Below are 26,760 nucleotides of genomic sequence, written 5' to 3'. Positions count from 1 at the left end.
AGGTACGGTCTGCTTCTGCAAGTGGGCTTACTGAACCTATACCAAATATACTATCTGCTATGAAAAAAATCTGTTTACTTTTGATAAGTGTATTTTTCTTTGACGTAGCCCAGGCGCAGGAACGCGTGCTGAATAGAGGCATCATTAACCACAACGAAGAAACCGGCGGCGATGCGCGCACCAACAGCGGCTTTGGGGTGAAAGGCGGCGTACTTTTCAGCGCACTGCAAGGCGATGGCAAAGATGCACTGGACAATCTGAAAAGCTCCCAAAATTGGCATGCCGGTTTTTACTCGCAGTTTAGCGTAGGCCGGGTCTTTTCCATTCAGCCGGAAGCCCTCTATACCCGCCGCAATGTGGAAGATGTGGCGGGAGACAGACAGTTTGACTATATTGATGTGCCGGTACTAGCCGTGCTGAACCTTACCGAAAACATCAGCATTCACGCGGGGCCGCAGGTGGGCATCATGTTAACCGCCAAAGAAGATGACAGGGAAATTGACAAAGAAGGTCTGAACACCTTTGACTACGGGGCCGCCGCCGGTTTGGAAGCCCGCCTTTCTATTTTTAGGCTGGGAGGCCGTTATTACCGTAGTTTCGCTGACCTAGGAAAATTTGATGCCGCCAATGCCAACCGCGCTCTGAACGACATTAAAGCGGGCAACTTCCAGGTTTACCTGGGCGTAGGGTTCTGATAAGCGTAATTACAGAAAGTTTTATGGAGAAGGCGCTTCCGTTCAGAAGCGCCTTCTCTGTTTTAGGGCTGTTTTTCTCAAAACACCCCTAAAACACAGAAGCCGATGGCAGAACCATCGGCTTCTGTGTTTTAGGGAACCGGGAACTTATGCCCGGTCGTGTTTTCCTTCGGCAAACTCTTCAATCATCTTCTTGTTGAAGGCGGGGATATCGTCTGGTTTACGGCTGGTCACCAAGCCATGATCAGTGACCACTTCTTCGTCTACCCAGTTGGCTCCGGCATTGGTGAGGTCGGTTTTGAGGGAAGGCCAACTGGTCATTTTACGGCCTTGCACGGCCTGGGCCTCTATTAACGTCCAGGGCCCGTGACAGATAGCGGCAATGGGCTTTCCGGTGTCATTGAAGGCCCGTACAAAGGCAACGGCTTGATCGTTGGCCCGCAGGTAATCGGGGTTCATGACGCCGCCGGGCAGCAGCAGCCCGTCATAATCTGAGGCCACCGCGCTTTTCAATTCTTTGTCAACGGTGAATTCCGTCCCCCAATCGGTTTTGGCCCAGGCTTTCACTTTCCCAGATTGCGGGGAGATGATGTGGGTTTCGGCCCCGGCGTCTTCCAGGGCGGCTTTCGGTTTTTCCAGCTCTACTTGCTCAAATCCGTTTTCTACCAGAATGGCAATTTTCTTTCCAGCGAGTTTTTGTGACATGTTTATTAGTTTATCTATATGTTAAAATCGTATATAGTTGTACTTTAGTAGAGATAGAATCGTTACATTTAGTATGATATACAGTACATCTATGTTCCCCCGGAGAATTCTTTTTACTTGTGCGCTGCTTTTCAGTTTTTTGCTGGCCGGTAATTCACTCATGGCCCAGACCCAGAAGGTAGCCCTGGTAAAGCTGCCGCATTTGCAGAAATACCTCAACTCCACCTCAGACACTACCTACATCATCAACTTCTGGGCTACCTGGTGCAAACCCTGCATTGAGGAACTCCCCAACTTTGAGGCCGTGCAGAAACAATACGCCGGTCAGCCGGTGCAGGTGGTGCTGGTGAGCATGGACTTCGCGAAAGACCTGGACAAGAAAGTGGTGCCGTTTGTGAACCGACACAAATTGCAGAGCACCGTTTTCCTGCTGGACGAGCCCGACCAGAATGCCTGGATTGACCTGGTTGACCCTTCGTGGAGCGGCGCTATTCCGGCTACGCTCTTTGTGAACAACGCCCGCAAGCAACGGCTGTTTCTGGAGAAACCCATTACGCTGGCGCAACTGAATACGTATTTAACTTCCACCTTTTCACACACCCCCTAATTTTATGAAAAAACCTTACTATCTTTTTCTACTTCTAAGCGTGTTCACGCTGTGGGGAGCCTCGGCGTACAAACCCGCCGAAGGCGGCTACCAGGTAGGCGACACCGCCACCGACTTCAAACTGAAAAACGTAAACGGCCAGCTGGTGAGTTTGCGCGATCAGAAAGAGGCCAAAGGCTTTATTGTAACCTTTACCTGCAATACCTGCCCTTACGCCAAACTCTACGAAGACCGCCTCATTCAACTGCACCAGAAATACGCGTCCAAGGGATACCCGGTCATCGCCATCAACCCGAACGATGTGACGGCATCGCCGGAAGATTCGTATGCGCACATGCAGAAGCGGGCCAGCGACAAGAAGTTCCCGTTTGTGTACTTGTATGACGAGACGCAGGAAATTGCCAAGCGTTACGGAGCCACCCGCACCCCGCACATCTACCTGCTCACCCGCTCAGGCCAGGATCTGAAAGTGGCGTACATTGGCGCCATTGACGACAATTCAGGCGACCCTGAGAAAGTGCAAAAACGCTACGTAGAAACCGCCCTTGATCACCTGCTTACCGGCAAAGCAGTACCGCAAACCAGCACCAAAGCCATTGGTTGCACTATTAAGTGGCGCAACAACAGCTAATCTATAAGATTACCTATACCACAGAGGCCGTTTACAGGCTGTTTCCAAGAAAACAGCCTGTAAACGGCCTCTGTGGCTTTTAAAAAGTCCTACTCAGTTGCTAGACCGCAGTAGGGGGCGGCGTTGTAAGCTTGTTTTTGGCCAGATGTTCCTCTTTTACGCCCGCCATCCGGGCCTCCACTTCAAATTTGTTGTTGTAATACCCCACGTGCAAAGACTCCACCAGGTACAGCCACAGAAATTTAAGGTAGCCATGTTCCTTAAACTGACGCACATGGCACAGTTCATGGGCTACCCAAGGCGTGTCACGCAGAAATTTCTCTTTGGAAACTCCGCTTAAGTGAATAGTTTTGCCCAGCACCATGGCTACGTTGGAGCTCTTCAGTTTCCAGCGGGCAATACGGGCAAAGAGTGAATTCTCAACAATTTTGAGATTTTTTTCTGGCGGTTGCATCTTCTTTATTTTGCCAGTTTATACGGCATTCTGGTCGCTCAGGCTACATTTTCACCTCTCCTAAAATTTTCTTTTCCTGCTTTAATACTAAAAGTGCGCTTTTACGAGTTTGTTTTTAAAAGGTTTCGTTTTTACCTTTGAAATAATGAGGGGAAGTCGAAAATCGATAAACTCTCTGTAAAAGGGCTTTCTTCCTGTTTTTTAGGCGCTTCAGGGCGCTGACAGTTGGAAGGGCCGCGAGGTGGTCTCTGCTGCAGCCGGTACCACCCGATGTTTCACCATTAAAACAGATGATGAAAAGTTACATTCTGTCTGCACTAGCCTTAGGCTCTGCGTTTATGTCCTTCTTTTATGAAGTACAACCTTCTTCAGCCTCCACTTACTCTGAAGATGCTATCACGGTCACCCCATCAGAACAAATTCAGGAATGGGCCCTGGCACACAACAACTTTGGTGCTTCTGACCCCGTTAATGAGGTAGCCCGCGAAAAGGGCCTCACCTACAAAGACTCCCTCTTCTACAACTACTACTCCCAGTCCTTGGGCCTGCGCCTTGATTTTGACGAAGATAAAGCCCTGCTGGAAACCGTGGCTGATTGGATTGGCACCCCGTACCGCTCCGGCGGAAACTCGCAACGCGGCACCGACTGCTCTGGCTTTGTCAGCAAAGTATACAAGCAAGTGTACGGCATTTCGCTTACCCATAGTTCCCGCTCTATGTTCCACCAAGTGAACAGGGTCTCTAAAAGCGCCATGGAAACCGGAGATTTGGTTTTCTTCCGCCGCGGCCCCGGCCAACCCATTTTCCACGTGGGCATTTACCTGGAAGACGGCAAATTCATTCATGCGGCCACCAACGGCGGGGTCATGATCAACTCCCTAATGTCACCTTACTACAAAAGACACTTTTACGCCGCTGGTAGAGTTATCTAACCGTAGCTGCTTACCCCAGTAGAAAAGCGCCTGCCTCTGGTTTACAGAGCAGGCGCTTTTTTTTATGTTTTCTGTTTCTGGGCCCTTTTTCAGAAAGGGGCCCAGAAACAGAAATTCCCCGCTAACTATTTCCAGTGAAACAAGTATACAAGACGTTACCAGCAGGGCAGATCCTAGGGGGTTCGGGAATGAAATGACCGGGTCATACATCCGTTATTTTTTTGTTATTTCGCCTTGGCCCGCCGGCAAGCACGCTGGCCTTTACTTCTACTTAACGTTAACTCTAGTTCCCTATGGAAAATCAAACAGGCAATACCAAGAACATACACGAATCTTCGTTTTTCAAGCGCTTTTTGCAGAAAGCCGAAGACTACCTGAAACAGCCGTTGCGCATCAAGACCCTGCTGAACGATGCCTACCAGAAAGCAAGCGAGCGAAAGGACTTCGGCACCATTGCCGCCGAGGTCATGGAGAGCCTGGCTACGTTAACGCGCCTCATCAAAGCGTCGGTTTCCGGCGAGTACCACGGCATTCCCAAAAACACGGTGGTCATGGCGGTGGCCGTACTCATCTACTTCCTGTCGCCCATTGACGTGATACCAGACTGGATTCCGGTGATTGGCCTCTTGGACGACGCCACCCTGCTGGCCTGGTTTATGACCAGCATCAAAACCGAGATGGATAAATTCCACGCCTGGGAGTCGGCCCAACCTGCCGCCGCAACTGAACCAAGCACCCAGGTAGCCGGAGCTTTGAGCATAGACACCTCGGCCCATACGCCAAAATACGAGAATGAAGCTGCCGGCCAGTACAGCGCCGGCAGCGGCACTACCGCCCCCGTTACCGGTGGCATAGGCTCCTCGGCAGCGCAACAGAACCCAACCTATGGAGAAGGCAACATGCAGATGGGGAATAACTCGTCTGGGTCGCAAGGCTCTACCGGTGGTATAATCCCCACCCAGAACGACATTCCCATCACCAGCTACAACAGCGTGGAAGGTACCCCCATTCAGGAAATAGACCCCACGGCTACCGCCGATGCCGCCCCCACCGACCACGGCGTTCCTTCTGGCTACGGCGAACCCGAAGTACGCGCCTCTACCACAGACAGCTCCCGCGTACCCAGCAGCAACAGCTATGACACCGACCACGGCGGGAACGTGCGCTAGGGTTGAGTGAGTGATTGATTGAATGAGTGAATGTGGGAGTATCTTCCTTCATACGCTCTATAGCTTTCCCTAACAAAAAAGGCGTCTCTTGTGGGGCGTCTTTTTTGTTTTTAGCCGATGAAAGCCCGTCTTCTGCATAAGGGAAAATCGCGTTGGGGGCTGTATCTTTGTTTTAGATATGGACAGGAAGAAAAGCAGCCCCACCCTTACCACGGGGATTCTGGAGAAGGAGATAGAGACCATTGGGCTAGTGCAGTTTGTGCCCAGCGCCACGGCCAAATACGTTAGAATCAGCATTAAACCCGGCAAAGGCGTTCGCGTGACCCTACCCAAACGCGCCACGCTGGCCCAGGCCGAGGCCTTTGTGCAGGAGAAAGCCCCTTGGATTAGGAAACACTTAGCCTCCCAGCAGCAGGAGCAACACTATAAAACGCTGTTTTCCCCAGAGGTTGAGTTCAGGACGCGCTTTCATCAATTGCTGCTGCTTCCCCACCCTTTACCGCACTGCAAAAGCTGCATCAAAGACGGCGTGCTGTACGTGTGGTACCCCGAGCAGGTCACCTGGGAACACCCAGACATACAGGACTACATCAAAAACGCCGTGGAGTACACCCTTCGGCTGGAGGCCAAACGCTATTTACCCCAACGGGTAGCGCATTTCGCCCAGCAGTTCGGGTTCTCTTATCAGCAAGTCACCATCAAGAATGCCAAAACCCGCTGGGGCAGCTGCTCCCACACCAACAACATCAACCTGAACCTCCACCTCATGCGCCTCCCAGAGCATCTCTGCGACTACGTGATCCTGCATGAACTCGCCCACACCGTAGAGAAGAACCACGGCCCGCGTTTCTGGGCTCTTTTAGACAAAATAAGCGGAGACGCCCGGGGTCTGGACAAACAAATGAAGGCATACCGGTTGCAGGGGTTTTAGGGGAGTCTTGAGTTCTGAGTCTTGAGTCTGGGAGTAGGAAGTAATCAGCTTACCCGTTTCGCCAATCAGGAGATTGGCTGTCCTTTGGTGCGTAGAGTGCTGGCGCTAACTCTACGCACAGCATCCCCCCACAAAAGAAGGGCAGAAGGAAAACCCTGCTGCCTTTCTAAGGTAAAAATGAGCAATAACCTTAAAACCGTTAGGATGCCTGACGCATGGTGTGGGTAGACACGTAATCCACGAAATCACCCACGGTATTCAGGGGCACCTCATCTGGAATCACAATCTTGAAGTTCTTTTCCAGTTCCAGAATAATGTCTACCACATCAACGGTGTCAAATCCAAACTCTTTGCTTAGGTCTGCAGAAACCCGGAGACGTGACGGCTTTATCTCCTTGGCCTTACTAATAATTCTAACGACTTGCCGGGTAACGGATGGGGTATGTGCAGTAATCATATAGGTAAAATTTAAACGTCCTTTTTCAAACAAATCAGCCTACCAGACACCTCTTGCCTGCGGCGTTTGGGCGGTACCCAATTCTTGATTTCCTCCTCAACCGGGCACATCACAGGCATTTCCAACAGGGTAAGGAACATAGCGAAGGTCAACCCCAAAATGCTGGTTCAAGCCAACCCCCCAGAAAGTCACGTCCTAGCCGCCCAGGAAGCGGCACGGATTGAGCTTTGCCAGGAGGACAAGACTTGACCTTCAAGCGAATGGCCAGAGGAATCAACCCCGAAACGGTAGCAGTGGCGGTCAGCACACCTGGTCTCACAGGGGCCTCTTTCCATTCCTTCCATCCATCCAGCTGTGAATCCAACCAGTAAAATCCCGTTCTTCACCACTAGCTCGGCCCACGTAACAATCCCGCTCCCGGTCATCACGATGGACGCGTCCATCTTAGAGACAGGGAAACCAGGCACTACCCCTACGTCTGAAAAAATAAATTCAGAAAGTTTTTCAGGGAGTTGAAAAGTGAGGAAAAGCAGGAAGCTTGCTTAGCAAAGCAGGAGAATGTTGAAACAGCCGCCCTTGTTGGTTCCCCAGCAAGCCAACCACAGGAAGAACGTCCCGCTTGCTTACTGGTGAGCACACGCAGCAAGGGCGAGAGGGCCCTGCCAAGTCTTTCCTGAGCAGGTTCAGGATGGGCGGTATCCGGAAGCAGTTTCTGTTTTGCCGCTGGTTTGAGAAAAAGAGGCTTAAAAAGGCGATCTACGGACTTGATTCTGTTTACCTACCGCTCTTCCTTTTGAAAATGAGCGTAAGCAGGTTCAAAAAATCATTTTACCGCTGATTTTTTGAAAACAAGCGTAAAACCACTGCTGGTTCTTTTAAGCATTCATTTAGGGAAAAGCGTTTGCCGAAGGACTTCAAGATAAAACGGTACGCAATCACCATTACTTCTTTATCTTTGCGCTATGCTATTGGAGAACATAAAACGGCTGACCCAAGAGGTTGAAGCCTATGCTATAGAGAACAAAGAGCAACTGGAAGCCTTCCGGAACACCTATGTGAGCCGCAAAGGCCAGATTGCCGCCCTGTTTGACGAGATGAAAACCGTTGCCCCCGAGCAGCGCAAACAGGTAGGCCAGGAACTGAACCAGCTCAAGCAACTGGCCCAGCAGAAAATGGACACCCTTCAGGAGGCCCTGGAGCAAAACGCCACGCCTGATGCCTTGTCTGGCCTGGATTTCACCTTGCCGCCGGTTCCTAACGCCTTGGGCACCCGTCATCCGCTGTCCCGGGTGCGCGAGCAGATCATCCGCATCTTTGAGCGCATCGGGTTCAACGTATCGGAAGGGCCCGAGATGGAGGACGACTGGCACAACTTCTCGGCGCTGAACTTCCCTGAGAACCACCCCGCCCGCGACATGCAGGACACCTTCTTCCTGAGCAAAAACCCCGACATGCTGCTGCGCACCCACACCAGTAGCGTGCAGGTGCGCGTGATGGAGCACCAGAAACCGCCCATCCGTACCTTATCCCCGGGCCGCGTCTTCCGAAACGAGGCTATTTCGGCAAGGGCGCACTGCGTGTTCCACCAGGTAGAAGGCTTGTTTGTAGACCGGGCCGTGAGTTTCAAAGACCTGAAAGACACGCTGTATTACTTCGTGCAGGAATTGTTCGGCCCAGACACCCAGATTCGGTTCCGCCCGTCGTTTTTCCCGTTCACCGAGCCCAGCGCCGAGATTGACATCACTTGCCTCATCTGCAAAGGCCAGGGCTGCAACATCTGCAAGCAAAGCGGTTGGGTAGAGATTGGCGGCAGCGGCATGGTAGACCCGCAGGTACTGGAAAACTGCGGCATTGACTCTAAGGAGTTCTCTGGGTTCGCCTTCGGGATGGGCATTGAACGCATTACCATGCTCAAGTACCAGATCAAAGACCTGCGCCTCTTCACCGAGAACGATGCCCGTTTCCTGCGTCAGTTTGAGGCTATTTAAGACTTTGCATGCGCCCGTACAGAAACGCTTATCCTGTTTCTGGGCTGCTTTTCAGAAAACAGCCCTGAAACAGAAAACTTCCGGTTTCATTTTCAGAGACTTATCAAAAACATAAAATTTTTCTAGTACAATACTTGCGCGTTATCACGGTAGGCCCTACTTTTGCATCATCATTCAAGGTCACACGGCCAGAGAGTGATAAACTCCTCCTTAGCTCAGTCGGTTAGAGCACATGACTGTTAATCATGGGGTCCTTGGTTCGAGCCCAAGAGGGGGAGCTTTTAAAAAAGCCACTTACAAGGTAAAACTTGTGAGTGGCTTTTTTGTTTTGCAGCCGTTTTCCAGAAATCAGGTCAAAAACCCATAAAGAATCTACACCAGAATGGATTGTGCACAACTGCCATACCCTATAAACTAGTACCTACTCCCCTTTCTCCTGCCCTTGCTTTTCCTCAGTGACAATCTATCCAGTCTAAGATGATATGGAGCACAAGCCCTATCCCAATCAAGCGGGTCTTAGGAAGGAGGGCCAGTAGCACGTACACCGGCACCAACCAGTATTGATGTAGCAAATGGAACCCTACACTGCACCGGTTAGGGTCAAGAATGGGCCTCACCAGAAGATGGTCTACGTCTATCAGTATTCCGGCCAATAGGTACCAGGTGGCCTGCCTGAATTTGGGCCGGAAGAACAGCCAGGCCGTTGCCACAGGAACCACCACGTGCAGAAGCATATGTACTAGAAATCCGATGCTCATCACTCACCCGTTCTATAGTCAGACAGAAGGCCCTACCAGGAATCAACTTTACTCATAACGGAACAGATTGCCTCACAGTTAATGGGAACTGCGGCTCTGCACTTGCACAAAACCCCAATCTTTCCTGCCGCCGGTTTATTACTTTTATGACCGCCGTTACGCAGGAGTGAGAGACCTCGCCCCCAGTCCCTCTCCCGCGGAGAGGGGCGTTTTGCGGACGCGTTTTGAGGCTGTTTTGCAGAAAATAGGAACTAAACGCGAACACCGGTGTGGTCTCCAATACCTCACAGGTTTAAAGTAACCTGGCGCCGGGGAAAACTTCTTTCTTACCGCATAGAGGGTTACCACGGATGTTTGATTGGTGGTGTTCTCACCAACAATGGCAAATGCCGAGATCAGGGATTTCCCCCCTCCGGCAAATTCCCCTAAGGTTCTTTGATGATATCTGGTTTGATCCCGTTTTCATTCAGGTGGAAAGGGATGATACTGATGGAGCCGTCTTTTTCCAGCACGGCATACTTGATCTGATCCATGTTTTCCAGGCCCTGCGTTTTTCGGGCAGCTTCCAGGATATCGTCTTCCTGCAACCTGGCTTTGTCCATCCTATCCTGTAAAGGCTTGCCATTCTCCAGAATGATCAATGGGATTCCGTTGACCACGCTATCCAGGAATCTGAACTTGTTTGTGGCCAGGGAAACCATGACATCGGCAAAGACCAGGGTTAAAACCACCAGGAAACTGCCGGTAATAGATTTATCGTCATCTACCAGGGCATTCTGCACGGCCTCGCTTATGATTAAGAGCAACACCAGGTCAAACGCCGTCATCTCGCCCAGGGTACGTTTGCCGGCCATGCGCAGGATGATGAATACCAAGATATAGACCACCAGGGCCCGTAAGATGATTGACTCCATAGCAGCAGGGGTTGACTTTAAAAATAAATGAATTGGGGGGCAGACAGCCGGGCGTTCCCAACAGAAACCTCTAAGGTTTGCGAGCCCGTGCCCGTAGGAACCAGGTAGAACGTGATCAGCCCGTTTTGGACGGAGCTGAACGTGTAAATGAGTTTATTGTCTTTCACCTCTACCGAGGCAGGCTGCGGAATAACCTGGTCAATCCTCACCTTCCTGATGTAGTCATTATTGATCATGACTTTGGCATTTCCCCCCAGTTGGCCTACCTGCAAGTGCAGCTCAGCCCCTTTTTCTACCCGCATGTATTTGTTGTATTCAAACTGCACACCGTTAGAGGCAACTTTCTTATCACTTAGCCAACCTCTGCCAAAAAGGCCCAAGGCCGCCGCCGCCAACACCAAACCCATCAAAACCCAGAACACCCGGGCTACTCGCCACTCGTTTTTCTGGAACCTATAGAAATCCTCGGTCAATGTTATATCTCTATCCATACCTGAAAAGATTAAGAGCTTATTTGACTTTTGGCCTTCGTAAGCTCAACTGGCAAGTTAAGATTCTGCGGAAGCGGTTTTCAGAGCCTCGTAGCAGTGCAACGAAGCCCTGAAACCGCTTCCGCAGGTTCTCTCTAGGGCCGTTTGCAGCACGAAAGACAAAGTTTAAACAAGCTCTAAGAAGAACCAACCCTAGGTAGTACCCTGAACCTGAATTTAGGTTGCTTCTACAGCGGCCTATTACAGGAATCATTCTCTTGACAGGATGTATTTTAGGTCTATTTTCCGCAAAACAGCCTTAAAACGGAAGATGTTGCAGGGACAATCCCTTGTGTTGCTTCTTCCCGTTTCCGCCGTGGGTGGCTGCTGATCATCGCCTGCCTTCCCAACGGTTCCACTATCTGTGTTGGTTTTATGCAGCTGTAGGGGCAACCACAAAGGATTGCCCCTACAGCTGCAATGCCGTTCGGGAAACCCAGGCGGGCAGTACCTTCAGCTTTCTTTACGCTTACATAAACGAGAGGTGTTTTGGGCCTGATTTCAAGAAAACAGACCCAAAACACCTCTCTAAAAATATGCGCTATCCTGAAATTGACCCCGGCCTCAATGAACCAACCGGAACCACTCATAGGCGGCGGTGGCACCGGTTGGCCCTTTAGCGGTGAGGCCTACCCGCACGCCCCTGTCCCAGGGCGGCAGATAATCGCCGCTGAGGGCCGCGCCCCCGTTCAGGGGTGTCCAGGTGGTACCGTCCGCGCTCCAGGCGAACTGCAGTTGGTCGCCTTTGGCGGCGGTGAGCCTGAACTGCAGCAGATCTCCCTGCGGGGCGGCCACCGTGGCGTGTACGGTTTCCTTGTTATCCTTCACCGACCAGAGCGAAATCTCCCCGTTCCGGACGGAGACCCCGATGGCATTCTGCGGGTCTCCGATGGCGGCCAGGCCGGCGGCCACCCCATTGCCCAGTTGTTTTTGGTTGATGGCGGTGGTGGCGGTATAATCCCCTTCTACGGTGCGTTGGCTCAGCACGCCCCCCAATTTCTCGGGCGAGGCCTGCAGCAGCAAACGGCCTCCCCGGCCTGTCTGCACGGTGTACTGGGGCTGCCGCTCCACAAACCACTGCCACGACTGGGCAAAGGCTTCAACAGGGAATGAGCTTACCAGCAGGCAAACTAAAAGCAAACAAAACCAGCGGCTGACTATCTGCCGCTCTTTGAGATGCCTGAGTTCAGGCCTCACGTCAATTGGTATACTTCTCTTCATGTCTTAATATTTTGGAGTGTGACAATAGCAACCGTATCAAGGCATATTCATCCTTAGTATTTTTCGAAAAATCCTCTGCTTACCTTAACGAATCACTAATTTTCGCCTGCACGCAATCGATTACATTGCATATTCAGCAATCCTGCATATTATTTCCTAATTTAATATTTAGAATTTTAATATATATTGTTAATATTATACCAACAACACCATCTATCAAGTTATAGAATTTAAAATTTCCTTAATCTTCCCCTATATCGTTATTCATTTTCAAATCAAAGACGATAAAATTCTATATAAATAGATTATCATTACACTATATATTTGCGTAATCGATTACGTAACATGAGTAGAACCACCATCCATGACATTGCAAAAGAGCTAAATACAACCGCCGCAACGGTTTCCAGGGCTTTGAATGACCACCCGTCTATTAGTTCTACCACAAAGGAAACGGTGAGAAGAGTAGCCCAGAAACTAAACTACCAGCAAAACCGGGCCGCCTCCTCTCTTCGGTCAGGCAAGACGTTCGTGCTGGGCGTGATCATCCCCAGTGCGGAGATAAGCTTCTTTGGGTCTGTGATCCACGGCATTGAGAAGGTAGCCAAAAGCCAGGGCTACAGCGTGCTGCTGTTCCAGACAAACGAATCTTATGAAGACGAGGCCCAGGGAATCAGGACGCTGCTGCAGTCTAACGTAGACGGCATCATTGCTTCCATAGCGAAGGAAACCACCCGGTATGATCATTTTCTGGAAGTGAAGAAGCGTAAGATCCCGCTTATTTTATTTGACCGGGCCATTGATGAACTGGATGTTCCGGCGGTAGTGATAGATGATTACAAGGGCGCTTATCTTGCCACCGAACACCTGATCTTGCAGGGATACCGGCGCATTGCCCATATTTCCGGCCCTCAGCACATCCAGATTTTCCATGAACGCCTGCGGGGCTATGTAGATGCCTTGAAAGCGCACCACCATAAAATAGACGGAGATCTGATCACCTACGGGAAAGTCTCCATTGATTCTGGCCGCCTGTGCGCAGAACAGTTGTTGAACTTACCCAAAAGGCCAGACGCCATCTTTGCGGTAGAGGATTTCACGGCCTTGGGGGCACTCCAGGCCATCAAGGAAACCCCCTGGAACAAGCCAGGCCAGATTGGGCTAGTAGGGTTTGCCAACGAAGCCTTCAGCGCGTACATCACCCCCAGCCTAACCACCATTGACCAGCAAACTGCCCGCATGGGGCAAGAAGCAGCCAACCTGTTCATGAACCTGAAGCAAGAGGAAAAAAACCTCGCAGACCCTCCGCAGAAGATCATCCTGGATCCGGTATTGATGGTGCGTCAATCTTCCATACGCAGCAAAAACGGCAGCAAAAGGAAAAAACAATAAATTCTTGTCTAAAGGACATCTAAAATACAATTAAAAATATAACTTCACCTTTTGCACTTATTCACTTAAACAAACAAACTACTATTTCACACTCCTACTATGGGCTTACAAACCATTGACTACATTGTCTTCCTGACCTACTTCTTTATCGTGTCGGGGTATGGGTACTACATTTACCGGCAGAAAAAGGACGAAAAAATGGACTCCAAAGACTACTTCCTGGCCGAGGGTTCCCTTACCTGGTGGGCCATTGGGGCTTCCCTCATCGCCTCTAACATCTCGGCCGAGCAGTTTATTGGGATGTCCGGTTCCGGTTTCGCGATGGGCCTGGCTATCTCCACCTATGAGTGGATGGCCGCGGCCACGCTGATTGTGGTAGCCGTGTTCTTCATCCCTATCTACCTCAAGAACAAGATTTACACCATGCCCCAGTTCCTCTCGCAGCGGTACAACGATGCGGTGAGTACCCTCATGGCGGTTTTCTGGCTGCTGGTGTACGTGTTTGTGAACCTTTCCTCTATCCTATACCTGGGGGCCTTGGCCATTGAGACCATCACGGGTATTGACTTCTACTACTGTATGTACGGTTGCGCCATCTTCGCGATCTTCATCACCCTGGGGGGGATGAAAGTGATTGGGTATACCGACGTGATTCAGGTATTTGTCTTGGTATTAGGTGGTTTGGCCACTACGTACCTGGCCTTGGATCTGGTATCTGACCAATTAGGCGGTACCGGCGCCTGGGACGGCTTGGGCTTCCTGCGCAAAGAGGCCGCTGACCACTTCAGTATGATCCTGGACGAGGGCGAGATCATGATCCCGAACGGGGAAGGCGGTACCCGCGATGCCTACATGGACTTACCGGGTCTTTCTGTGCTGATTGGCGGTATGTGGATTGTGAACCTGAACTACTGGGGCTGTAACCAGTACATCACGCAGCGCGCCCTGGGTGCCGACCTGAACACGGCCCGGAACGGTCTTTTGTTTGCGGCCTTCCTGAAACTGATGATGCCGGTTATTGTGGTGTTGCCCGGTATTGCGGCGTACGTACTGCACAAAAACGGTTTGTTCCAAGCCGAGATGGCCAATGCCGCAGGTCACGTGAAACCTGACCACGCGTACCCGGTATTGCTGAACCTGTTGCCCGCAGGTCTGAAAGGGTTGTCCTTTGCCGCCCTTACCGCCGCTATTGTGGCTTCTTTGGCCGGTAAAGCCAACAGTATCTCCACCATCTTCACCCTGGACATCTACCGCAAGTTCTTCAACAAGAACGCTTCTGAAGCCAGACTGGTAGGCTTTGGTAAAATCACGGTGGTGGTTTCCTTTATCATCGCCGTTTTGGTGGCTCCGGTATTGCGCAACCTGGACCAGGCGTTCCAGTACATTCAGGAGTACACCGGCTTTATCTCACCGGGTGTGTTTGCCATCTTCGCCCTGGGTTTCTTCTGGAAACGCACCACCTCTGCGGCGGCCTTGACTGCGGCGGTGTTGACCATTCCGCTCTCTACCTTCCTTAAATTCCAGTTTTCAGAAATACCGTTCCTAGACCGGATGGGGATTGTATTCGTGGTATGTGTGGTCTTGATGATCCTCATTACCTTGTTTGACCCTAAGAGCAAGAACAATCCCAAAGGTCTGGAGATTGATTCTTCTATGTTCAAGACCACTACCACCTTTGCGGTTTTATCTGTGCTCATCTGCGGTATTTTAGCGGCGCTTTACATCGCTTTCTGGTAAGATAAATTATCTAAAGAATTTTAATTACGTTAACCTCTAAAGGCACAGCATTTCCCAAAGTGCTGTGCCTTTCCTTAAAGCAGAAACTATGGTTGAAGACATTGTAACTAAATTCAAGGAGTTGTACAAGACGGAGCCAGTGGTGGCTCGTTCGCCGGGGCGCGTCAACCTCATTGGTGAGCATACTGACTACAACGAAGGTTTTGTCCTGCCCGCCGCCATCAACAAAGAGATCTATTTCGCCCTGGCGCCCAACGGAGGCTCTATCATGCGGGCGTATGCCTATGACCTGGAAGAAAGCGCCGAGTTTGATCTCAATAACGTACAGCGTTCAGAGATTGGCTGGGCCAACTACCTCCTAGGCGTGGTGGCGCAATTGCAGAAAGCGAACTATGAAGTGAAAGGCTTTGACGTGGTGTTTGGCGGCAACATTCCCATTGGGGCCGGCCTTTCCTCCTCCGCGGCCGTGGAGTGTGGCTTGGCGTATGCCTTGAACTACCTCTACGCCTATGGCATTGAACGTTTTGACTTGGTGAAAATGGCCCAAAAGGCCGAGCATGAGTACGCACTGGTGATGTGCGGCATCATGGATCAATTCGCCAGCATGTTCGGGAAGCGCAACCACGTGGTGAAGCTGGACTGCCGCTCCCTGGAATATCAATACTACCCGTTCAACATTGACCATTACCGCATCGTGCTCTGCGACACACAGGTAAAGCACTCGCTGGCCTCCACTGAGTACAACACCCGCCGGCAGGAGTGCGAAACGGGCGTGGCCATGCTCCAGAAGTTGTATCCGCAGGTGAACAGCCTCCGTGATGTGACCGAGCAGATGCTGGAGAGCCACAAAGACGAGTTCGATCCGGTGGTGTACCGCCGTTGCAGGTACGTGGTGCAGGAAAACCTGCGCGTGGAAGACGCCTGCCTTGACCTGGAGCGCGGCGACCTGAAGGCCTTCGGGCAGAAGATGTTCGCCTCACACCAAGGCCTGCAGCATGACTACGAGGTAAGCTGCCCCGAACTGGATTTTCTGGCTGACCGCGCCCGGGAATTTGACGGGGTGCTGGGCTCCCGTATGATGGGCGGCGGTTTCGGGGGCTGCACCATCAACCTGGTGCAACTAGACAAGCTAGACGAGTTCACCCGCCAGATGACCGCGGCTTACCAACAGCAGTACAACATTACGCTCAAAACCTACGTGGCCGAGATTGTGGACGGCAGCAGCCTGGTTCCCATTGATTTCTCTAAAACCAGCCGGTAAACGGAAAGCAGAGAAAAAGCAGCCTCATATTCTGAAAGCGGAAACTGAGCACCACCGCCGCCTCATCACCTTCCAATCTTTGAAACCATGGCAACATTTGACATCACCGAGCACTCGCACCGCCGCTTCAACCCTTTGCTGGGCGAGTGGGTGCTGGTCTCGCCGCACCGCTCCAAGCGCCCCTGGCAGGGCCAGCAGGAAACCACCGAGCAAGACACCCGTCCGGCCTTTGACCCTACCTGTTACCTGTGCCCCGGCAACGTGCGCGCCAACGGCGAGAAAAACCCAGACTATCCCTCCACCTTCGTGTTCGTGAACGATTTCGCGGCGTTGCAGGCCGAGAGCCCTTCGGGTTCTTTCACCCACCAAAATCTGCTCAGAGCGGAAAGCGAGCGCGGCATCTGCAAGGTCATCTGCTTCTCGCCCCGCCACGACCTCACCTTGTCTGACATGGAAACCTCTGAGATAAAGAAAGTGGTGGATTTGTGGCAGGAGCAATACTTGGAACTAGGCGCGTTGGACTACATCAGCTACGTGCAGATCTTCGAGAACAAGGGCAGCGTGATGGGCAGCAGCAACCCGCACCCGCACGGGCAGATCTGGGCGCAGAGCTCGGTACCCGGTGAGCCCGCCAAAGAAACCGAGCAGCAGGAAGCCTATTTCGCAGAGAACAACCGCAGCCTGCTGTCAGATTACCTGGCCCTGGAACTGGAGGAGAAAACCCGTGTGGTGGTGAAAAACGAGCACTTTGTGGCGCTGGTGCCGTTCTGGGCCGTGTGGCCGTTTGAGACCATCGTGCTTCCACGCCGCCATTTCGGGCATTTGGGCCAGATCTCAGAAGAAGAGAAACTCGGCTACGCCGATATCATCAAACGCCTTTCCAAGGTCTATGACAAGCTGTTCCAGACCTCCTTCCCGTACTCGGCGGGCATTCACCAAAGCCCTACCGACGGGAAAGATTACCCCGGCTGGCACCTGCACATGCACTTCTACCCGCCGCTGCTCCGCTCAGCGTCTGTGAAGAAATTCATGGTGGGCTATGAGCTCATGGCAGATCCGCAGCGCGACATCACCCCAGAAAGCGCCGCCGAGCGTCTCAGAGATCTCGTATAATCCCTTCCGTTTTAGGGCCGTTTTCTTGAAACAAGCCCTAAAACAGATCCCCGTTTACCTAAAGCAGCGGCACCTGAATCATTTCGTTCAGGTGCCGCTGCTTTCCTGTTTTAACGTGAACTCGGGAATTAAAGGGATACGATAATCCATCTTGTTTCCATTGTTTGCCTTTCTACTAGGCTGTACACGCATTGCGTCCCCCTTTGAAGGGGGCGCAATGCGTGAGATTTTCCGAGTTGACGTTATTTTATAAGCCAAGGGCAACCACAAGGAATTGCCCCAAATTTCTCAAAGACCCGCACCGCTGGCGCGAATTTGCGGCTCGTGTCCACACGCATTCCTGAGCTCCCCTCATCATTTTCACTTTGTCATTCTGAAAGGATTTTGTGAGCGAGCGGCAATAGCGTTACTACCCAGCCTTTCTCGTTTGCCCACAAGATCTTTCCAAGATGACAAATAAGGAAAGTGAGTTGCCCCTCATTTCTGAACTGTTTTGAAGAAAACGCCCCTAAAACAGATTTTCCTGCATCTGAAAAAGCTGCGGCCCGTACAATCCCCACCTATTCAGATTTACTTTTCCCTATGACCATATCTTTTTACGGCGCGGCGCAGACCGTAACCGGCAGCAAGCATTTAGTGACCTTAGAGAACGGAAAGCGCATTCTGCTGGACTGCGGCCTCACCCAAGGCATGGGCGACAAAACCGAGGAACGGAACCGCTCCTTTGACTTTGAGCCCGAAAACCTCACCTGCCTCATTCTGTCGCACGCGCACATTGACCATTCCGGCCTTATTCCGCGGTTGGTGCGCGAAGGCTACACCGGGCCCATTTACGCCACGCCGCCCACGCTGGAACTTTGCAAGTTGCTGCTCCTGGACAGCGCCCGCATCCAGAGCAGCAACGGGAACGGCAGCAGCGAACCATTGTACACCGAGGAAGACGCCGAGCAGGCCCTGCAGCAGTTTGTGACGGTGCCCTATGACCAACCCTTCCAGATTGACGAGGACATTGAACTGCTCTTCACCGACACCGGCCACGTGCTGGGCAGCGCCGCCATCAACCTCCGGCTGCAGGACGACGGCAAGGAACGCACCCTCTGCTTCAGCGGCGACATCGGGCGGTTTGCGAACCGGATTCTGAATCCGCCGCAGGCGTTTCCGCAAGCGGAGATCATCATCTGCGAGTCTACCTACGGCAACCGCGTGCACGACAGCCTGGAGAACACCGAAGAGCGTTTGCAGAAGATTGTGCAGGAGGTGTGCGTAGAGCGGCAAGGCAAACTGCTGATCCCGGCGTTCAGCATCGGGCGTACGCAGGAGTTGATTTACTCGTTGAATTACCTGGCAGAGGAAGGCCGCCTGCCGGACGTGAAAGTGTTCGTGGACAGTCCGCTTTCTGTGTACGCCACCGATATCATGCGCGACAATCCGCAGTACTTCCGGGATTCTATGCAGGAATACATCAAGGAAGATCCAGACCCGTTCGGGTTTCCGCAGCTGACGTATATCACGGAGGTAGACGATTCCAAGGAGCTGAACAAGATTGACGAACCCTGCGTGATCATCTCGTCGTCGGGCATGATGGAGGCTGGGCGCATTCAGCACCACCTCAAAACCAATTTATCTGACCCCAACAGCGCGGTGCTCATCACCGGCTACTGCGAGCCGTCTACTTTGGGCGGCAAACTGATGAACGGCGCGGAGAAAGTGTACATCATGGGCGATGAGGTAGAGGTGAAAGCCGAGATGATGATCATGAAGGAATACAGCGCCCACGCTGACTATGGCGACATTGCCAAGTTTCTGCACTGCCAGGACAAAGAGCAAATCCAGCGCATTTTCCTGGTGCACGGCGAGAAAACGGTGATGGGCCAACTGAAGGAAGACCTCTCCGAACTGGGCTACCAGAACATTGAGATCCCAGAGTTCCGGCTGTCTTACGTGGTGTAAGGCTGCATCACTCATTATGTCAAAAGCGTTTCGGGGCCGTTTATAGCAAAACGGCCCCGAAACGCTTTTGACTTATTTAGCTGCTGTGGTTCTGAACACGCTGACAGGAACTTACCGATAGCGCCAACGGCTGTTTTGGGGCTGTTTCCTGGAAATCAGGCCAAAAACGCTACGTTCATCCCTCGGTTGCGATGGTGTACTGTGGGTCTTCCAGGATGTTCACGTCAATCACGGCATCAGCGTTTTTGAGGAGCAGGCGGCAGTCGGGGCTGAGGTGGCGCAGGTGCAGTTTCTTGCCGGCCTTGTGGTAGCGTTCGGTGAGTTTGTTCAACGCCTCAATCCCCGACATATCGGCCACGCGGCTGTCTTTGAAGTCGATGATCACCTCTTCGGGGTCACCAGTCACATCAAACTTCTCGGTGAAGGCGGCCACCGACCCGAAGAACAAAGGCCCGTATAGTTCATAGTGCTTCACCCCGTTTTCATCTACGTACTTGCGCGCCCTGATGCGCTTAGCACTTTCCCAGGCAAACACCAACGCCGAGATCACCACGCCAATTAAAACTGCCAAGGCCAAATTGTGCAGCCAGACCGTGATGACGGCCACCAGAATCCCCACCAACACGTCATGCCGCGGCATTTTGTTAATGATTCTGAAGCTCATCCACTCAAACGTACCAATGGACACCATGATCATCACGCCTACCAGGGCGGCCATGGGCACGCGTTCAATGAAAGGCGCGCCCACCAGAATAATGATCAGAATGGCCAGCGCCGAGACAATGCCCGCCAACCGCGCCCTGGCTCCCGCCGATAAATTGACCAATGTCTGCGCGATCATCGCGCAGCCACCCATCCCGAAGAAGAAGCCGTTCAGGAGGTTGGCGCTGCCTTGCGCAATGCTTTCGCGGTTGCCGTTGCCGCGGGTGCCGGTGATCTCATCTACCAGGTTCAAGGTCAGCAGACTTTCGGTGAGGCCCACCCCGGCCATGATGAGCGCGTAAGGGAAAATCACCTGCAAGGTTTCCAGGCTGAAGGGAATCTGCGGAAGGTGGAACGGCGGCAAACTTCCGCTCACGGAGGCAATGTCTTTCACCATTCTGGTTTCCACCCCAAAGCCCATCACAATGCCAAATACTATTAAAATAGCGATCAAGGACGGCGGCACCGCTTTGGTGATTCTAGGCAGAACAAGAATAATACTGATGGTTAAGGCCACCAAGCCGGCCATGATGTACAGCGGAGTGCCCGTGAGCCAGGCCGTTTCGCCGTTCACCACCGTTTTGAACTGCTCTATCTGCGACATGAATATGATCACCGCCAAGCCATTCACAAACCCGAACATAACCGGCTGCGGCACCAGCCTGATGAACTTGCCCAGTTTGAACAGCCCTACCAAGATCTGCAGGATTCCGGCCAAGGCCACCGCCGCGAACACGTATTCAATGCCGTGCGACTGCATGAGCGCAATCAACACAATGGCCGTTGCACCAGCCCCGCCAGACACCATGCCCGGCCTGCCGCCCAACACTGCCGTCACCAAACCCATGATAAAGGCCGCGTACAACCCTACCAACGGCGGAAAGCCGGCCAGAATGGCAAAAGAAAGCGACTCGGGAATCATGGTCATGGCCACGGTAAGCCCCGCCAAGATTTCTTTTTTGTAATCTACCTTCTGGCTGAAATCAAAGAGGCGTATGTAAAGCTTCATGCTTGAAAAATCGATAATGGAAAATAAGGCACACCCATGGTTACGCCCCAAATAGTCTGAAGTCTGGGTACCTTTTCAGATAAAAGCATGCAGGAATACAAGGAGTAGATAGGAAAGCAAGTCCCGGGGCCAAGGCTCCCGGATAGCAGAAGGTCACGGTGGCGTGAGCGCTATACATAGGAATGAATTTGTCATAGCGGGCGCAAAAGTACCACTTTTTTCCAAACGCCTGCCTTTTCAACAGGGCACCCGGTAGCAAGCAAGGTTCTGTTGACACATTCCGGCCTATGTTTTGACTGTATTTCCCTGAAAATGCCACCCAAACGCCGCATGGTCATCAGTATCAAAACCACTGCGTTGATAAAGAAACTATTCTAAGTTTACATTTTCAGCCTATAGGGTTGTATAGGCATTTTTCTAAAATAATTTCAATTATTTTCCGGCAACTTACAATACAGCCCTCTGTAAGGACGTTCAAGGAAACAGTAATCTACTTTCTTGCTTTATCTACACTGTCTCTGCCGGAGATGCGTCTATTTTCATCTGGTCTGGTGAAAGCGACCGCTCATCAAGTTTCCTTTAGAGCATGTTCAAATTTGGGGTTCGTAAGCGAAAACGACAAGAGCAAGGTTCTGCGGAAGAGGTTTTATCGCCTTCGCAGTAGCGCTACGAAGGCGATAAAAGCGCGAACGCAGGTCTCTCTAGGCCGTTTGCAGCACGAAAGACAAGGTTTACACATGCCCTTAGCTACAGCTTTTATTCAGTTATCGGCTTTCACCCAAAGGAACAAATCTTTTTCCGGCGTGAATGAACCATATCAAGAAAGCGGCGGTTACGGGAGAGACCACCACAAGGTTGCATCAAAATCAATTTTTCATTCACAAAAGGTAGTCCATGAAATCACCTAATTTCAAAAAAGCTGTTTCCTTCTTCGCCCTTGCCTCTGTTTTTTCCATGGCGGGCTGTCAAAAAGATGAGCTTTTAGAAGAAACGGCCCTTGCGCCGGCCTCACCTGCCACTACGTCAAATACAGTGGGCGGCAAATACATAGTTGTATTGAAAGACGGCACCCCTGCTTCTAAGCAGGAAATACGGAACCGTTTACTTTCGAAATTAGGCATTAAGGGGGAGCGCATCAGTGACCTGTTCAATGGCACAGCAGATGGCTTTACCGGAAACCTCAGCAAAAATGAGGTGCAACAATTAATGAAGGACGAATCTGTTGCCTACGTAGAGCCAGAGCAGGCTATTATGTTGGGAGACGCTACAGGCACTACCTCTTCTACCGCTAGCCAAACCATTCCCTGGGGCGTTGCCCGCGTGGGTTACGGCAACGGTACCGGTAAAACCGTGTGGGTGATTGACTCCGGCGTACAGTCTTCGCACCCGGATTTGAACGTAGATAAAGCCAGAAGCAAATCCTTCATCTCTGGGGTTACCTCCTGGGAAGACGGGTACGGCCACGGCACCGCGGTTGCCGGGATCATTGGCGCGAAAGACAACAACGAAGGTGTGGTAGGCGTGGCCGCCAACGCCACCATTGTGGCCCTGCGGGTGTTTGACAACGCCGGTGCCGGTACCCTTACCCGCATCTACTCGGCTTTGAACCACGTCTACAAGAACGGCAAGCCCGGTGACGTGGTGAACATGAGCCTCCGGGTGGCTGCCTCCTCCATGCTGGATGACCTGGTGAAGAAAACCGCCGCCCGCGGGATTTATGTAGTAGTTGCCTCCGGTAACAGCCACATTGACTGCAAAGCCGATTCTCCGGCCCGCGTAATCAACTCAAATGTGTACGTGGTGTCTAACATGGACTCTTACGGAAACCTTAACCCCAGCTCCAACTTCGGGGCTTCCGTTAGATTCTCGGCCCCGGGCACTAACATCCTTACTACCTGGAAGGACAGCGGATACACCACCGGAAGCGGAACCTCTTACGCCGCGCCGCACGTAGCCGGAATCTTGGCCCTTACCGGCGGAAGCGTAAACTCCCAAGGTGTGGTGAGCAACGACCCAGATGGCAAACCAGATGCAATCGCTATCAGATAACAACATTTTCACCCCTAAACAGGAAAGGCTCGTCTTTAAGACGGGCCTTTCCTGTTTAGGGGTCTTCTCTGGAAGGCGGCCTTTCCTTATAAACCTTCCTTTGGCTCGTCCCCTGACAAGCCAAAGGATATACATTACAGAAAGAAATTATTAACGATAATTCTTTCACCCTTACTCTTCCTGACAAGCCAAAGGATATACATTACAGGCTGAGACACCTCCCGGCGCAAGCGTCTGCTTGCGCCAGAAAACCCATGGGAGTAGGTAAATACCGGAAAGCAGAAGTTCCAAACTCCCTTGGATAAACAATTGATTGCTTTCTCATTTATAGCTCCTTTTCAAGAAAACGGGCCCAAACCTGACAAGCCCAATGGCTCCTCTCACTTTCTTACAAAAGCGAAAGCTGAAATTCCTTAAAAACTAGTCCTGCAACTTAGGACGGTTATGTACATCCGCAGGAGATACGTACATGCATTCAACCTTTTTGCATAAAACAGAGTAATCAACATAGCAAGCGGTTTCTGGTATAAACCAAAGCCTTATAACTGATTTAACCTTATAGACATGAAAAATTTACAAGCATACTTTTTAGCGTTCATGCTGATTATGACCGTGACGCTCTCGGGTTGTGATCTCATTGGCGACATATTCCAGGCGGGAATGTGGGCAGCCGTCATTATCATAGTACTGGTGATCGCCTTGGTGATGTGGCTACTCCGGAAGATCCGGAGATAGGAAGACAAGCAGTTTACGCCCGTTTTGGGTAAAACAGGCGTAAAACAGAAAGGTCACCTAACGGTAGGTGACCTTTCTGTTTTACGTGAGGGGCTTGCCCTATTGTTTAACTACCCGCAGCGTTTCTTTGCTGGCGGCGGTCTGCACCTGCACCAGGTATACGCCGGCTGTCTGGTTAATTAAATCAAGTGCTACCGGTGAGCCTGTGGCGAGTTTCACTTGTTTCTGGAGCACCACTTTGCCTGTGCTGTGAAAGACCGTGATGGTCGCCTCTTCAGAGGCACTGTAAATTTCAAGGTTCACTTTGCCGTCTGGGGTTGGGTTAGGATAGGCTCCCACTTTCACCTGTGTTTTAGCTGCTGCTTTGGCCGGAGCCAAGGCTACCGTTTTGGAGTATTCAAAAGCTCCGTCCGTATCTGTCTGCTTCAGACGGAAATACTGGGTCTTGGCTGGAGTTGCATCAAATAACTCTTGGCTGTAGGTGAGCGCTACCATGCTGTTTCCGGCGCCTTTTACTTGTTTCCCTACGGCCTGGAACGTTACGCCATCATAGCTCTGCTCAATGGTAAAGTAGTCGTTGTCCTTCTCAGAGGCGGTAGCCCAGTTTAACTGCACGTGCTGGCTTACGCGTTTTGCCTGGAAATACGTCAACTCAACGGGCAAAGGAATGGGCTCAGAACTTCCCATTTTACTTGTACTTGCCGTGGCAAAAGGAGAGAAGGAGGTAATATTAGAGCGGGTGAGAGAGTAGACACCATCTTGCAGGACAATCTTGACCGCACTTCCTTTGTCCCACTGTTTTTTGTGGTAGTGCATCAAGAAAGCATCTTCTGGAACAGTGGCACCAAGGGGCATGTCTGCTGCCGTCCACTGCAGGGTCATATCCAGGTTGGTGCCGCCTACTACGCCTTCGTCAATGATCCAGGTTTTATCTACTACCTGGCCGTTGAATGACAGCCCGTTGGGCACATTGTTCTCATAAGCAGTGTACACACCGTCAATCACTTTAATGCTGAAGGTATCTGCCACACTACCTGTTTTCAATTTCAACTTCACCGGTAACGCTTTGTTATCATAACCTACCGGGAAGATGGCGCTGTCACCGGGTGCTAATTTCATCTTTAGACGGCCTTTCCCTTTGGTGGTGATGAAGCTTAGCGCATCATAGAGCACTGGTTTTCTACTGTCTCCCAGTACCAGGTCAAAATCCCCGATGTCAAGTTTTGCACCATTCTTCAGCTCTAATTGTCCGGTGATTAGAACTTTGTTGCTTAGCTTCTTGATGACTCCCTTGTTGTCAATTCTTAGGTTCCCGTATTTACCTGCTTTTACCTCACTGCTGTTTTCTTTGTAGACAATAGTACTGGTGGGGTGAACACTGCCCAGGGTAGGCAATTCTTTGCTATCAAAGTTCACAACCGCTAAAGCCGACACATCAACGGTGACATCTTTTAATCTAACGTTGGTAGCGATGTTGAACACAACAGGCAGCAATCCATTCCCAATCACCAGTTTTGAACTGGCGTGTAAGTTAATGTTCTTGGTAAGTTCAAGAGTTCCCCACAACAATGGCCCTTGTACAACAAACACCTGATTAGGAGTTGAGAAGGAGGTAGGAGTTTCTCCGTCAGACGTAAGGGGGTCTGTGTTCCAGGCAGATAAATCACCTAGCTCACTTCCAACCCAAAAACTGCTGTAAAATACTTTCTTACCGGTGCCTGCTGGTACCTCTGGAGCCACATATTTGAACTCCTCTGTAGTCAGTTTGAAGTTATCAATAGCCAAGAGGTCTTTGCCACTGCTTACCGCATTCACCCACCGGATAGTCAATTCCTGATTTGGTTTAAGGACAACTCCTTCTAAAACCTCTTTCACTAATTTCTGGTTTGTGCTTGAGTTTCCGTTTAAGGCGGTGTTTCTGTTGGAAGAAACCGGCCCGCGCAGGGCGGCAACAGTATTCCAGGTACCCGTGGTACTTCCCGGCTCGGTGATGCGATAATCTATGGCCAGGTTAGAGACAGATGAACCATCAAACCATTGCTGCAGCAAAAACTCCAGCCCGATATTGGTCAGGGACTTTCCGGTAGCGTTGCGGAACCGTACTTTATAGATCAATTGGTTTGAAGTAGAAGCAAATCCACCCAGGCTACGGTTATCATTATAGTCGCTTGAACCATAGCTTTTCAGACCGGCAGCAGAAACGTTTCCGTCAGTGATTTCAATGGAAGTGGTATTGGCATTGCCTAACTGCGCGCTCCAACCGGGCAAAGTCACCTCATTTTGCCAATTACGGTTTGGAGTATTATAGGCTCCATAATTATACTGAGGCAAGCTATTGAAGTTTTGGGAATAGGAAGCACCAATAACATTGATTGGAAGTGACTGAGCAACCGCGTCTGAAACACCTGCTAAAGACAGGATGCTTGCCAGAAAAGTGACTTTTAGTTTTTGTAAAATTGTTGTCATAGCTACGTACCCTTTTGATTTATATCAATATTATATTTACTACTGAGACAAAGGTAGGTAGGTAAGCCTGTCCAATTCAATACACAAACGCATTGCACTTCTAATCAATAAACCACATACTCAATAAGAATAGTTATAAAACTTAAACAATTTATGTACTTACACTCCATGAATTGTATTAATTCCACGACAAGCCCCGGCAATCACCCGATGAAAGCGGAAATTACCGGGTTGAATCAATTAGCCTATGTTTGAGCCATAATCATCAGGTTCTGTGAAATTTTTTTTCATTTTGTTTATTATATTATAATTTTTGTTTAAAACATTATACAGTATTTTTTTACAACTTTTAAT

The 26,760-nt window shown here is 51.1% G+C and carries 23 protein-coding genes and 1 tRNA gene; 15 read left to right on the top strand and 9 right to left on the bottom strand.

Annotated features, from left to right (window positions below; all coding sequences use genetic code 11):
• Nucleotides 1–59 precede the first annotated feature (59 nt).
• On the top strand, nt 60–695 hold the full coding sequence (locus HHO50_RS06605) for a porin family protein (RefSeq protein WP_181305198.1): 636 nt from the start codon (nt 60–62) through the stop codon (nt 693–695).
• A 147-nt stretch (nt 696–842) separates the two neighbouring features.
• On the opposite strand, the gene HHO50_RS06600 is transcribed toward HHO50_RS06605, so the two are convergent.
• Nucleotides 843–1,400, bottom strand: coding sequence for a type 1 glutamine amidotransferase domain-containing protein (locus tag HHO50_RS06600; RefSeq protein WP_181305197.1), 558 nt, complete (start codon nt 1,398–1,400; stop codon nt 843–845).
• Nucleotides 1,401–1,560: 160 nt separating this feature from the next.
• On the opposite strand from HHO50_RS06600, the gene HHO50_RS06595 reads away from it, so the two are divergent.
• Both HHO50_RS06595 and HHO50_RS06590 read left to right on the top strand, forming a co-directional pair.
• Nucleotides 1,561–2,007, top strand: coding sequence for a TlpA disulfide reductase family protein (locus tag HHO50_RS06595; RefSeq protein WP_255478619.1), 447 nt, complete (start codon nt 1,561–1,563; stop codon nt 2,005–2,007).
• Nucleotides 2,008–2,011: 4 nt separating this feature from the next.
• Nucleotides 2,012–2,638 carry a thioredoxin family protein gene (locus tag HHO50_RS06590; protein ID WP_181305195.1) on the top strand — a complete coding sequence of 209 codons (627 nt, stop codon included), beginning with the start codon at nt 2,012–2,014 and terminating at the stop codon, nt 2,636–2,638.
• A gap of 100 nt (nt 2,639–2,738) precedes the next feature.
• On the opposite strand, the gene HHO50_RS06585 is transcribed toward HHO50_RS06590, so the two are convergent.
• Nucleotides 2,739–3,092, bottom strand: a complete 354-nt coding sequence (locus HHO50_RS06585) for a hypothetical protein (RefSeq protein ID WP_181305194.1) — start codon at nt 3,090–3,092, stop codon at nt 2,739–2,741.
• A gap of 290 nt (nt 3,093–3,382) precedes the next feature.
• Here HHO50_RS06585 and HHO50_RS06580 point away from each other — a divergent pair, with 290 nt between their 5' ends.
• The 3 genes from HHO50_RS06580 (at nt 3,383) to HHO50_RS06570 (ending at nt 6,124) form a co-directional block, all read left to right on the top strand.
• Complete coding sequence (locus HHO50_RS06580; protein ID WP_181305193.1) at nt 3,383–4,024, top strand: C40 family peptidase; 642 nt, start codon at nt 3,383–3,385, stop codon at nt 4,022–4,024.
• Between the two features lie 293 nt (nt 4,025–4,317).
• On the top strand, nt 4,318–5,193 hold the full coding sequence (locus HHO50_RS06575; RefSeq protein ID WP_181305192.1) for a YkvA family protein: 876 nt from the start codon (nt 4,318–4,320) through the stop codon (nt 5,191–5,193).
• 178 nt (nt 5,194–5,371) lie between these two features.
• A complete protein-coding gene (locus tag HHO50_RS06570) occupies nt 5,372–6,124 on the top strand; it encodes a M48 family metallopeptidase (RefSeq protein ID WP_181305191.1) in 753 nt (250 codons plus the stop codon).
• A 199-nt stretch (nt 6,125–6,323) separates the two neighbouring features.
• On the opposite strand, the gene HHO50_RS06565 is transcribed toward HHO50_RS06570, so the two are convergent.
• Nucleotides 6,324–6,581: an acyl carrier protein gene (locus HHO50_RS06565; protein WP_181305190.1), complete on the bottom strand. Its 258-nt coding sequence runs from the start codon at nt 6,579–6,581 to the stop codon at nt 6,324–6,326.
• Nucleotides 6,582–7,543: 962 nt separating this feature from the next.
• Here HHO50_RS06565 and pheS point away from each other — a divergent pair.
• Both pheS and HHO50_RS06555 read left to right on the top strand, forming a co-directional pair.
• Nucleotides 7,544–8,569 (top strand): phenylalanine--tRNA ligase subunit alpha, encoded by a 1,026-nt coding sequence (pheS, locus tag HHO50_RS06560; protein WP_181305189.1) that lies wholly within the window; start codon nt 7,544–7,546, stop codon nt 8,567–8,569.
• A 204-nt stretch (nt 8,570–8,773) separates the two neighbouring features.
• A tRNA-Asn gene (locus tag HHO50_RS06555) sits at nt 8,774–8,847 on the top strand.
• Between the two features lie 174 nt (nt 8,848–9,021).
• On the opposite strand, the gene HHO50_RS06550 is transcribed toward HHO50_RS06555, so the two are convergent.
• From HHO50_RS06550 to HHO50_RS06535, 4 genes are all read right to left on the bottom strand, one after another.
• Entirely contained in the window at nt 9,022–9,327 is a 306-nt protein-coding gene (locus tag HHO50_RS06550) for a DUF6122 family protein (protein WP_181305188.1), read from the bottom strand.
• Between the two features lie 425 nt (nt 9,328–9,752).
• Nucleotides 9,753–10,241 carry a DUF421 domain-containing protein gene (locus HHO50_RS06545; RefSeq protein ID WP_181305187.1) on the bottom strand — a complete coding sequence of 163 codons (489 nt, stop codon included), beginning with the start codon at nt 10,239–10,241 and terminating at the stop codon, nt 9,753–9,755.
• A gap of 17 nt (nt 10,242–10,258) precedes the next feature.
• On the bottom strand, nt 10,259–10,732 hold the full coding sequence (locus HHO50_RS06540; RefSeq protein WP_181305186.1) for a hypothetical protein: 474 nt from the start codon (nt 10,730–10,732) through the stop codon (nt 10,259–10,261).
• 603 nt (nt 10,733–11,335) lie between these two features.
• Complete coding sequence (locus HHO50_RS06535; RefSeq protein WP_181305185.1) at nt 11,336–11,992, bottom strand: hypothetical protein; 657 nt, start codon at nt 11,990–11,992, stop codon at nt 11,336–11,338.
• A gap of 345 nt (nt 11,993–12,337) precedes the next feature.
• Between HHO50_RS06535 and HHO50_RS06530 the strand changes: the two genes are divergently transcribed.
• The 5 genes from HHO50_RS06530 to HHO50_RS06510 all read left to right on the top strand — a co-directional run bounded on the left by HHO50_RS06530 (nt 12,338) and on the right by HHO50_RS06510 (nt 19,445).
• Nucleotides 12,338–13,384: a LacI family DNA-binding transcriptional regulator gene (locus HHO50_RS06530; protein ID WP_181305184.1), complete on the top strand. Its 1,047-nt coding sequence runs from the start codon at nt 12,338–12,340 to the stop codon at nt 13,382–13,384.
• Between the two features lie 99 nt (nt 13,385–13,483).
• Nucleotides 13,484–15,121 carry a sodium/sugar symporter gene (locus HHO50_RS06525; RefSeq protein WP_181305183.1) on the top strand — a complete coding sequence of 546 codons (1,638 nt, stop codon included), beginning with the start codon at nt 13,484–13,486 and terminating at the stop codon, nt 15,119–15,121.
• 88 nt (nt 15,122–15,209) lie between these two features.
• On the top strand, nt 15,210–16,382 hold the full coding sequence (locus HHO50_RS06520; protein ID WP_181305182.1) for a galactokinase: 1,173 nt from the start codon (nt 15,210–15,212) through the stop codon (nt 16,380–16,382).
• Nucleotides 16,383–16,469: 87 nt separating this feature from the next.
• On the top strand, nt 16,470–17,495 hold the full coding sequence (locus tag HHO50_RS06515; protein WP_181305181.1) for a UDP-glucose--hexose-1-phosphate uridylyltransferase: 1,026 nt from the start codon (nt 16,470–16,472) through the stop codon (nt 17,493–17,495).
• Nucleotides 17,496–18,077: 582 nt separating this feature from the next.
• Complete coding sequence (locus HHO50_RS06510; RefSeq protein WP_181305180.1) at nt 18,078–19,445, top strand: MBL fold metallo-hydrolase RNA specificity domain-containing protein; 1,368 nt, start codon at nt 18,078–18,080, stop codon at nt 19,443–19,445.
• A gap of 175 nt (nt 19,446–19,620) precedes the next feature.
• Here the strand turns inward: HHO50_RS06510 and HHO50_RS06505 are convergent, their stop codons facing one another.
• Nucleotides 19,621–21,156, bottom strand: coding sequence for a SulP family inorganic anion transporter (locus HHO50_RS06505; RefSeq protein WP_181305179.1), 1,536 nt, complete (start codon nt 21,154–21,156; stop codon nt 19,621–19,623).
• Between the two features lie 894 nt (nt 21,157–22,050).
• Here HHO50_RS06505 and HHO50_RS06500 point away from each other — a divergent pair.
• Nucleotides 22,051–23,205 (top strand): S8 family serine peptidase, encoded by a 1,155-nt coding sequence (locus tag HHO50_RS06500; RefSeq protein WP_181305178.1) that lies wholly within the window; start codon nt 22,051–22,053, stop codon nt 23,203–23,205.
• Between the two features lie 564 nt (nt 23,206–23,769).
• On the top strand, nt 23,770–23,940 hold the full coding sequence (locus HHO50_RS06495) for a hypothetical protein (RefSeq protein WP_181305177.1): 171 nt from the start codon (nt 23,770–23,772) through the stop codon (nt 23,938–23,940).
• A 99-nt stretch (nt 23,941–24,039) separates the two neighbouring features.
• On the opposite strand, the gene HHO50_RS06490 is transcribed toward HHO50_RS06495, so the two are convergent.
• Nucleotides 24,040–26,271 (bottom strand): T9SS type A sorting domain-containing protein, encoded by a 2,232-nt coding sequence (locus HHO50_RS06490; protein WP_181305176.1) that lies wholly within the window; start codon nt 26,269–26,271, stop codon nt 24,040–24,042.
• Between the last annotated feature and the right edge of the window lie 489 nt (nt 26,272–26,760).

The organism is Rufibacter sp. XAAS-G3-1 (genome assembly GCF_013623775.1).
Classification (GTDB): Bacteria; Bacteroidota; Bacteroidia; order Cytophagales; family Hymenobacteraceae; genus Nibribacter.
The sequence above is the reverse complement of the archived record's forward strand: the minus strand, read 5'-3'. Positions and strand labels throughout refer to the sequence as shown.

Bases quoted from the DNA above. Each gene is read 5' to 3' on its own strand.
- HHO50_RS06605 (WP_181305198.1), top strand. From the start codon at position 60: ATGAAAAAAATCTGTTTACTTTTGATAAGTGTATTTTTCTTTGACGTA.
- HHO50_RS06600 (WP_181305197.1), bottom strand. From the start codon at position 1,400: ATGTCACAAAAACTCGCTGGAAAGAAAATTGCCATTCTGGTAGAAAAC.
- HHO50_RS06595 (WP_255478619.1), top strand. From the start codon at position 1,561: ATGGCCCAGACCCAGAAGGTAGCCCTGGTAAAGCTGCCGCATTTGCAG.
- HHO50_RS06590 (WP_181305195.1), top strand. From the start codon at position 2,012: ATGAAAAAACCTTACTATCTTTTTCTACTTCTAAGCGTGTTCACGCTG.
- HHO50_RS06585 (WP_181305194.1), bottom strand. From the start codon at position 3,092: ATGCAACCGCCAGAAAAAAATCTCAAAATTGTTGAGAATTCACTCTTT.
- HHO50_RS06580 (WP_181305193.1), top strand. From the start codon at position 3,383: ATGATGAAAAGTTACATTCTGTCTGCACTAGCCTTAGGCTCTGCGTTT.
- HHO50_RS06575 (WP_181305192.1), top strand. From the start codon at position 4,318: ATGGAAAATCAAACAGGCAATACCAAGAACATACACGAATCTTCGTTT.
- HHO50_RS06570 (WP_181305191.1), top strand. From the start codon at position 5,372: ATGGACAGGAAGAAAAGCAGCCCCACCCTTACCACGGGGATTCTGGAG.
- HHO50_RS06565 (WP_181305190.1), bottom strand. From the start codon at position 6,581: ATGATTACTGCACATACCCCATCCGTTACCCGGCAAGTCGTTAGAATT.
- pheS (WP_181305189.1), top strand. From the start codon at position 7,544: ATGCTATTGGAGAACATAAAACGGCTGACCCAAGAGGTTGAAGCCTAT.
- HHO50_RS06550 (WP_181305188.1), bottom strand. From the start codon at position 9,327: ATGAGCATCGGATTTCTAGTACATATGCTTCTGCACGTGGTGGTTCCT.
- HHO50_RS06545 (WP_181305187.1), bottom strand. From the start codon at position 10,241: ATGGAGTCAATCATCTTACGGGCCCTGGTGGTCTATATCTTGGTATTC.
- HHO50_RS06540 (WP_181305186.1), bottom strand. From the start codon at position 10,732: ATGGATAGAGATATAACATTGACCGAGGATTTCTATAGGTTCCAGAAA.
- HHO50_RS06535 (WP_181305185.1), bottom strand. From the start codon at position 11,992: ATGAAGAGAAGTATACCAATTGACGTGAGGCCTGAACTCAGGCATCTC.
- HHO50_RS06530 (WP_181305184.1), top strand. From the start codon at position 12,338: ATGAGTAGAACCACCATCCATGACATTGCAAAAGAGCTAAATACAACC.
- HHO50_RS06525 (WP_181305183.1), top strand. From the start codon at position 13,484: ATGGGCTTACAAACCATTGACTACATTGTCTTCCTGACCTACTTCTTT.
- HHO50_RS06520 (WP_181305182.1), top strand. From the start codon at position 15,210: ATGGTTGAAGACATTGTAACTAAATTCAAGGAGTTGTACAAGACGGAG.
- HHO50_RS06515 (WP_181305181.1), top strand. From the start codon at position 16,470: ATGGCAACATTTGACATCACCGAGCACTCGCACCGCCGCTTCAACCCT.
- HHO50_RS06510 (WP_181305180.1), top strand. From the start codon at position 18,078: ATGACCATATCTTTTTACGGCGCGGCGCAGACCGTAACCGGCAGCAAG.
- HHO50_RS06505 (WP_181305179.1), bottom strand. From the start codon at position 21,156: ATGAAGCTTTACATACGCCTCTTTGATTTCAGCCAGAAGGTAGATTAC.
- HHO50_RS06500 (WP_181305178.1), top strand. From the start codon at position 22,051: ATGAAATCACCTAATTTCAAAAAAGCTGTTTCCTTCTTCGCCCTTGCC.
- HHO50_RS06495 (WP_181305177.1), top strand. From the start codon at position 23,770: ATGAAAAATTTACAAGCATACTTTTTAGCGTTCATGCTGATTATGACC.